Origin of the sequence: Paenibacillus artemisiicola (assembly GCF_017652985.1) — a bacterium.
GTDB classification, from domain to species: Bacteria; Bacillota; Bacilli; order Paenibacillales; family Paenibacillaceae; genus Paenibacillus_Z; species Paenibacillus_Z artemisiicola.
Genome location: NZ_JAGGDJ010000038.1, coordinates 48,655 through 56,091 on the forward strand (window position 1 = coordinate 48,655; position 7,437 = coordinate 56,091).

The following is a 7,437-nucleotide window of genomic DNA, read 5'->3' on the forward strand; positions in this document are numbered from 1 at the left end:
ACCCGTATCCGTCGTCTTATAGAGTGAAGGAGGCGATAAGCGTATGCCGCAAGAGGAAGGGCCGGCGAAGTTCCAGGCGTTGTTCCGGGAACATTATCCGTCGGTGCTGCGGAAAATCACCCTGCTCGTCGGGGACCGCGCCGCGGCCGAGGATTTGACGCAGGACGTGTTCCTGCGGCTCTACCGCAATCCGCCGGAAGACCTGGATCGCGCCGGCGCTTGGCTGCATCGCGTGCTGACCCGCATCGTGTACGACCATTACCGCAAGTCGGGCCGGGAAGCGAATTTGACGGAGAAGCTGCAGGCGATGTCCGAAGAGCGGTCGGTGCCGTCGAACGAAACGGCCGTCATTCAGAATTGGGAGCGGGAAGTCGTGCGCAATGTGCTGAACAAGCTGTCCGAGCGCGACCGCAACGCCTTATTAATGAAGGAAAAAGGCTACAGCCACGCCGAGATCGCCGAAGCGCTGCAGGTGAACCCCAAGATCGTCGGGACGCTGCTGATGCGCGCGACCAAGCGGCTGAAGAAAAATTTGCTGACGGAGGAGGCCATGGAGTCATGAACGAACGGAAGCAAGCGGACAAGCGCGGTCCCGAGCTCGACGTGACGGACGAACAGATCGAAGACGCGCTGAACCGATTGTTCAAGGCCGTGAAGAATGAGCCTGTACCAGATACATGGAGGGAGAGATCGGAGATGGAAACGAAACCGGAAATGACGCCGGCCATGACGCCGGCCATGAAGATGAATGAGGGACATGCGACGGGAAGCCTGCCGGCAAACGGGGAAATCGCGGAGCCGTTCGGCTTGGAGGATGCGCAAGGAGAGCGGGCGCAGGCCGCGTTCGCGCCGATGGCCGCGCGGAAGCGGCGCCAGGCCAAGCGCAGATGGCTGTCGGCCGCGGCGGCCGTCGTCGTGGCGGGCACGATGCTGTTCACGTCCTGGGGTCAGGACGTCATGGCGGGCATGCTGAACACGTTCCGGGTGCAGCATTTCGAGACCGTGTCGTTCAGCCAGGCGGATCTGGACGGCTTCCGCGACGCGCTGGAGAACGGGACGATCGGCAAGCAGCAGCTCGATATGAGCCGGTACGGCGAGATCGAGCATAGCGGCGACGGGAAGCAGCGCGCCGTCGGGGCGGCGGAAGCGGAGACGCTCGCCGGACGCCCGCTGAAGCAGCTGCCCGGGGCCGATCTGAAGGCGATCGCGTACATGCCGCAGCAGCAGCTCACGTTCAAGCTGCATCCGAAGGAAATCAACAAGCTGATCGCGATGCTCGGCGGCAAGACGGAATTCCCGGCCGCGATCGACGACGAGGCGATCAAGCTGACGGTGCCGGGCAGCTTCTCGATGGATATCCGCGATCCGAAGACCGGCGATACGTCCAAGCATCTGATGCAGCTGCCGTCCCCGTCGCTGGACGTGCCGAGCGGCGTCGACGTCGACCGGATCCGCCAAGCGGTGCTCGATCTGCCGGTGCTGCCGGATGACCTGCGGACCAAGCTGGCCGCGATCGGCGACTGGCGGACGACGCTGCCGGTGCCGACGATCGAAGGCGAGGGCGATAAGCTGCACACCGTGACCATCGGCGGCCATGACGCCATCGTCTCGACGAACGGCCACGAGCGGATGCTGATCTGGCTCGAAAACGACTGGATGTACGTGCTCGGCGGCTCGACCGACGCTTATCCGACCGAGGACGCCCTTACGAAGGAAGCCAAAGGATTGATGAAATGACGATGCTGGTCACGCGGGGACTCACCAAGACATACGCAGCCGGAACCGGGTGCCTCGATATTTCCTTGGAAATAAAACCCGGGCAGATCTTCGGTCTGCTCGGTCCGAACGGAGCCGGCAAGAGCACGTTCGTAAAAATGGCCATCGGCCTGCTTCGGCCGGACGCCGGCAGCGGCACGCTGCTCGGCAAGCCGATCGGCCATCCGGAATCGCGGCGGGGGCTTGGGTATTTACCCGAGCTTTTCCGCTTCCAGGATTGGCTGACGGGCGAGGAAGTGCTGCGCTATCACGCCGGGCTGTACGGCAAGACGCTGGGGGAGACCCGCTCGCCGGCGATGGCGTCGCGCATTCGCGACGTGCTGGCCATGACCGGTCTCGGCAAGCGCGGCCAGGACCGCGTGCGCCAATATTCGAAGGGGATGCAGCAGCGGCTCGGCCTCGCCTGCGCGCTGCTGATGAACCCGGAGCTCGTCATTCTCGACGAGCCGTCCTCCGCGCTCGATCCGATCGGGCGCTACGAGGTGCGGCAGCTGCTGGAGCGGCTTCGCGCCGAAGGCAAGACGGTGTTTCTGAACACGCACTTGCTCGAGGACGTGGAAGCCGTATGCGACGAGGTGGCGTTCCTGCATCTCGGGCGGCTGCGGGCGGTCGGCACCATGCGGGAGCTGCTGCACGCCGGCACGAGCTGGGAGACGACGGTCGGCGGCTGGCAGCCGGAGCTGGCGGAGGCGGTCGGACGGGGGCTGCTGCCCGGCATGTCGCTCTCGGCCGTCCGCCAGGAGGCGGACGGCAGCGCAGTCCTGCGCGTAACGGCGCATAACCGCGAGCAGATCGGGCACCTGAACCGGCTGCTGATCGAAGAAGGCGTGACGCTGTACGAAGTGAAGCCGGTCCAAGGGAAGCTGGAGGAATGGTTCCTGTCGATGACGGGCGCGACCGGTTCCGCCGCGTCCGGCGACGCATCCGGCGGGAAGGGGGGCGCGGAACGATGATGTGGATCGCGTTCGCGGGGAAAGAGCTGTTCCGCAAAAAAATCGTGCTCGTCACCGGCGTATTGACCCTGCTGTTCATCGGCATGTTCAACTTCGGTCTCTACAAAATGACGCACGCGGAACCGAGCGGGCTGCGGCCGCCCTTTGCCAGTCTGATCGACGGCGTCGCGCTGCTCGCGGTCGGCCTGCTGTTCGCGGGCATGATCGTCGCCTTTCTCGTCTTCTTCGCCACGATGGGCACGATTTCGGGCGAGATCGAGAACGGGCTCATGCTGGCGGTGTTGGCGCGGCCGATTCCGCGCTGGAAGGTTTACCTCGGCAAATATTTCGGCATGGGGTTCTGGATTTTCATCTACTGCACCGTGCTATTCTTGGCCATTCTGCTGCCCGTTCACTTCATGGCCGACGTGCCGATGCAGGCCGGCAGCCTGTTCCGCTCCTGGCTGCTTTTCTGCTGGGGGCCGCAGCTGCTGCTCGCGCTGTCGCTGCTCGGCTCCGCGTACCTGCCGATGCTCGGCAACGGCGTGGCCTGCGCCATCCTGTACGGACTTAGCTTGTTCATGAACTTCGCGGAATCCGTCTTCAACCTGAACGGCGGGAACGAGACGCTCAGCAGCATCTCGCTCATCGTCTCGATGTTCATGCCGGCGAACGCGCTGTTTTACCGGCTGACGTACGAGATCATCGGGGGGCTCGACGTGCCGCTGCTGCCGGACATGCTGAACATGCTCGGACCGTTCTCGCCGTCCAACGCGCCGAGTCCGGCGTTCGTCGCGTATTCGGCCGTGTACTGGGCGGCGCTGTTGGCGCTCGGCTGCCGGGCTTTCAGGCGGAAGGACATCGCATAATCGCATCAACATGGGAGAAGGAGCGTTCGAACGACAATGGCACAACCGATCTTGCACGTGCAAGGCTTATGCAAGCATTATAAAGGGGTCAAGGCGGTCGACGGCGTCGACATGCGGCTGAACCCCGGCGACATTTATGGCTTCCTGGGACAAAACGGCGCGGGGAAGACGACGACGATCCGCATGATGATGGGGCTGATCCGGCCGTCCTCGGGCTCCGTCAAGCTGTTCGGGGAGGAGGTCGGCAAAGGCGGGGACGCGGTGCTGCGCAAGGTCGGCTCCGTGATCGAATATCCCGGCTTCTACCCCAACCTGACGGCGATCGAGAATTTGGAGATTCACCGCCGCTTGATGGGCGTCAAGGACAAGGGCGCGCTGGAGGATTCGCTGCGCACGACGGGGCTGTGGGACGCGCGCAACCGCAAAGCGTCGAATTTCTCGCTCGGCATGAAGCAGCGGCTCGGCATCGCGCGGGCGATTCTTCACCGGCCGGAGCTGCTCATCCTCGACGAGCCGACGAACGGCCTCGATCCGATGGGGATCAAGGAGATGCGGCAGCTCATCCAGGAGCTGGCCCAGAAGCGGAACATTACGATTCTCGTGTCCAGCCATATCCTGAGCGAGGTCGAGCAGCTGGCGACGAAGGTGGGCATCATCCACCGCGGCGTCATGCTCGAGGAAGCGACGATGCAGGAGCTGAAGCACAAGAATCGCCAATATATCGGCCTGCAGGTCGACGATTTCGCGAAGTCGCAGGATCTGCTGCGCGACGAGCTCGGCGTCCGGGACTGCCGGCTGGAGGACGACGGATGGCTGCGCGTCTACGACGAAGGGAAGCAGCCGTCCGAGATGAACCGGCTGCTCGTCCGCGAAGGCATCGAGGTCAGCAGCCTGGTCGCGATGAAGGATTCGCTCGAAGACTACTTCGTGCGCCTGGTGGAAGGAGGTGCCGCGCATGCTTGATTTGATCGCTTGCGAATGGCTGAAATGGAAACGGTCGCGCATGCTGTGGCTCGTGCTGCTGGGCGCGCTGCTGCCGGCGCTGCTCATGTTCCTCGTCCAGCTGAACGCCGCGGGCCAAGGCCAGCCGTTCCAATGGAAAGACTACTTCGAGACGCCGCTGCAAATCATGGCGATGCTCATGTGCCCGGCCCTCTTCTCGCTGCTCGTCGGCTACTTGTTCGCCCGCGAGTTCCAGGAGCGGACGGTCAACAACATGCTGACGGGACCGCATTCGCGGCTTGCCGTGCTGACGGCCAAATTCATCATCGCGTTCCCGGTGCTGCTCGCCGTCATGCTGCTGACGTTCGTGCTCGTGCTCGGCTCCGGGCTCGTCTTCCACGGCGCGGCTTCGTCGCTGACGATGAAGTTCCTCGCGGACGAAGCGGGCAAGTACGGCCTGCTGCTGCTCCTGCAGTACGCGCTGGCGCCAATCTCGGCGGCGGTCGCCCTGCTCTGGCGCAGCTACATTCCGGCGATGGGGCTCGGCATCTTCGCCGTCATCTCGGAGCTGACCATCATGCAGTCCAAGTACATCATGTATTATCCGTGGAGCGCGACGCTGAACCTGACGACGAACCTGTCGCCGAGCATGAATTCGGCCGCGGTCGGATATACGACGATCGCGATCGCGTTCGTCGTGCCGCTGCTGTTCATCGCCGCGTACTTCCGCAAGGCGGACGTGCACAGCGGATAAGGCGCCCGGCGGATGGAAGTTGGCGGAAGGTCGCGGACAGCAGGTCCCCTGCGCCGTGCCGCGCGAAGAATAAGGAGAGGAATAAGGAGAGGAAGACGGAGAGGAAGAAGGATAGGAATATGGATAGGAAGAAGAGCGTCAGGGCCATGGCCCCGGCGCTCTTTTGTCGTCTCGGGACGGGCGGCGAGCGCCGGTCAGCGTTCCTGCCGGAACGCTTGCGGCGATTTGCCCGCATGCCGGCGGAACAGCCGGGAGAAGTAATGGACGGAGCTGAAGCCGTACTTCTCGGCGATTTGCGCGACGGTCAGGTTCGAGGAACGGAGATCGTCCTTCGCCCGGTTGATCAGAAACCGGTTCATGTAATGAATCGGCGACGCGCCTGTCGTCCGCTTGAACAGCTCGAAGAAGTAGCCGCGGCTTAAGCCCAGCCCTTCGGCGTATGTCTCCGGAGGCACGCGCAGGCCGCTCAGGAGATCCTCTTCGATCCGCGCGAGCAGCTTCGTGACGCGCGGGTCGGGAATGTCGTTTTCATGCAGCGCGTAGTTGAGGAATTGGTCGATGAACCGCATGAAGTGGCTTTGGGCGGACAGGCTGCGGATGAACGTCCGTTCCGTCGTATGCTCGTTCGGCGTGTAGCTGGGCTGCAGCAGCTCGATCCAGCCGCGGAGCGAGGCGCCGACCTGCATGACGCTCGGCATGGGATGCGGGAACGGTTCGCCGACCAGCTCGCGCCGCAAGGACGATGCTTCGTACGCGATCGGGCCGGCCGCGTCCGGGAACGCCGCGGTCCGGTCGACGTAACGCCAGTCGAAATAGCAGCAGGCGTGCGTCATCGGCGCTTCGCGGCTCGAGGCCCAGTCGTGGCGGCGGCCGGCCTCAGCGTAGACCAGCATGCCGGGCAGCGCCTCGTACTCGCGGCCGTCGAGCCGGAATATGCCGCGGCCTTCAGTCACGAAATAGATCGATGCCGAATAGCAGTGCCGGTTCAGGCTGGCTTGTCCGGGGTAGAACGCGTACCGCGTCGCGTAATAGACGTAGGGATGGAAGCGGGCGAAATCCATGGCGGGGCGGACCTCCTTGGCGGCATCGGTCATTTGGCCTGACGATCGTGCAACAAGCTGACTGTGCGCTAAATACATCCGGAGCGCGTTCGTATACAGTATCACTATAGCACATTCACTACGATCCAAAGGGGCTGACAAGCATGGAGAACGATATGGTATTGCTGAACGACGCGCAGGTGGCCGAGTTTATCGTCAACGGGTACTTGGTGCTGCGCAACGAATTGCCGAAGGCGCTGCACGACGGCGTCATGCGGCAGATCGATTACGTACTAGGGGAGGAAGGCAATCCGGGGAACAATATTTTGCCGCGCGTGCCGGATATCGGCAAGTTCTTCGAGACGCCGGTCGTGCGAGGCGCGCTGACGAGCCTGCTCGGACCTGACTATTATATGCATCCGCACCGGCATATGCATTACAACCAGCCGGGCAACCAGGCGCCGGGCGGCGGCCAATGGCATAAGGACGGCTACTGGTCGTCGATGCGCAGCCATCGTCCGTGGTGGGTCATGCTGTTCTACTACACGCAGGACATTACCGAGGACATGGGCCCGACCGCCATCATGCCGCGCTCGCAGTACGGCGAGAAGTTCCCGGGCCGGGAAACGGTGCTGCCGGCGGGCAAGGCGGGCACGATCGCGCTCGTCCACTTCGACCTGTGGCATAAAGCATCGCTCAACACGTCGCAGCTCGACCGCTACATGCTGAAATTCCAATTCGTCCGCTTGCGGGAGCCGGCCGCGCCGAGCTGGAACCACGACGCGAACTTCGCGCCGGCGTTCCCGGCCGATCTGCCGGACGGCCATCTGAACCTATGGCAGGATGTCTGGCGCTGGCTGCTCGGAAGCGAGGGGCGGGCGTCGGAGGCCGCTTTTGCCGCCGGAACGCTCGGCGAGGCGTCGCCGGCCGAGCTGGACGCGCGGCTGTCGGCCGAGGACGCGGCCGTTCGCGCCCGGGCGGCGGACCGGCTCGGCCAGCTCGGCGAAGCCGCCGCGGGCAGCGCCGCGAAGCTCGGCGAGCGGGTCGGCGACGCGGCCGAGGACGTCGGCCTGAACGCGGCGTACGCGCTCGGCCGGCTCGGCGCGGCCGGAACCGCCGAGCTG

Annotated in this window: 8 protein-coding genes; 7 read left to right on the top strand and 1 reads right to left on the bottom strand. The window is 64.0% G+C overall.

Annotation, left to right across the window (positions count from 1 at the left end):
* Window positions 1–43: 43 nt before the first annotated feature.
* From I8J29_RS26395 to I8J29_RS26420, 6 genes are read left to right on the top strand one after another with little or no spacing between them, the layout of a single operon-like run.
* The gene (locus I8J29_RS26395) at window positions 44–562 is read left to right on the top strand and encodes a sigma-70 family RNA polymerase sigma factor (RefSeq protein ID WP_090644951.1); all 519 of its coding nucleotides are present in this window, start codon (window positions 44–46) and stop codon (window positions 560–562) included.
* Window positions 559–1,737, top strand: a complete 1,179-nt coding sequence (locus I8J29_RS26400; protein ID WP_208850350.1) for a hypothetical protein — start codon at window positions 559–561, stop codon at window positions 1,735–1,737. The genes I8J29_RS26395 and I8J29_RS26400 overlap by 4 nt, the downstream gene beginning before the upstream one ends.
* A complete protein-coding gene (locus tag I8J29_RS26405; RefSeq protein WP_208850351.1) occupies window positions 1,734–2,729 on the top strand; it encodes an ABC transporter ATP-binding protein in 996 nt (331 codons plus the stop codon). The genes I8J29_RS26400 and I8J29_RS26405 overlap by 4 nt, the downstream gene beginning before the upstream one ends.
* Window positions 2,726–3,577, top strand: coding sequence for an ABC transporter permease (locus I8J29_RS26410; protein WP_208850352.1), 852 nt, complete (start codon window positions 2,726–2,728; stop codon window positions 3,575–3,577). The genes I8J29_RS26405 and I8J29_RS26410 overlap by 4 nt, the downstream gene beginning before the upstream one ends.
* A 36-nt stretch (window positions 3,578–3,613) precedes the next feature.
* Window positions 3,614–4,540, top strand: coding sequence for an ABC transporter ATP-binding protein (locus tag I8J29_RS26415; RefSeq protein ID WP_208850353.1), 927 nt, complete (start codon window positions 3,614–3,616; stop codon window positions 4,538–4,540).
* Entirely contained in the window at window positions 4,533–5,273 is a 741-nt protein-coding gene (locus I8J29_RS26420; protein ID WP_208850354.1) for an ABC transporter permease, read from the top strand. The genes I8J29_RS26415 and I8J29_RS26420 overlap by 8 nt, the downstream gene beginning before the upstream one ends.
* A 194-nt stretch (window positions 5,274–5,467) precedes the next feature.
* On the opposite strand, the gene I8J29_RS26425 is transcribed toward I8J29_RS26420, so the two are convergent.
* Window positions 5,468–6,334, bottom strand: a complete 867-nt coding sequence (locus tag I8J29_RS26425; protein WP_208850355.1) for a helix-turn-helix transcriptional regulator — start codon at window positions 6,332–6,334, stop codon at window positions 5,468–5,470.
* Between the two features lie 143 nt (window positions 6,335–6,477).
* On the opposite strand from I8J29_RS26425, the gene I8J29_RS26430 reads away from it, so the two are divergent.
* Window positions 6,478–7,437, top strand: a 960-nt coding sequence (locus I8J29_RS26430; protein WP_208850356.1) for a phytanoyl-CoA dioxygenase family protein, incomplete at its 3' end; no start/stop codon positions are given.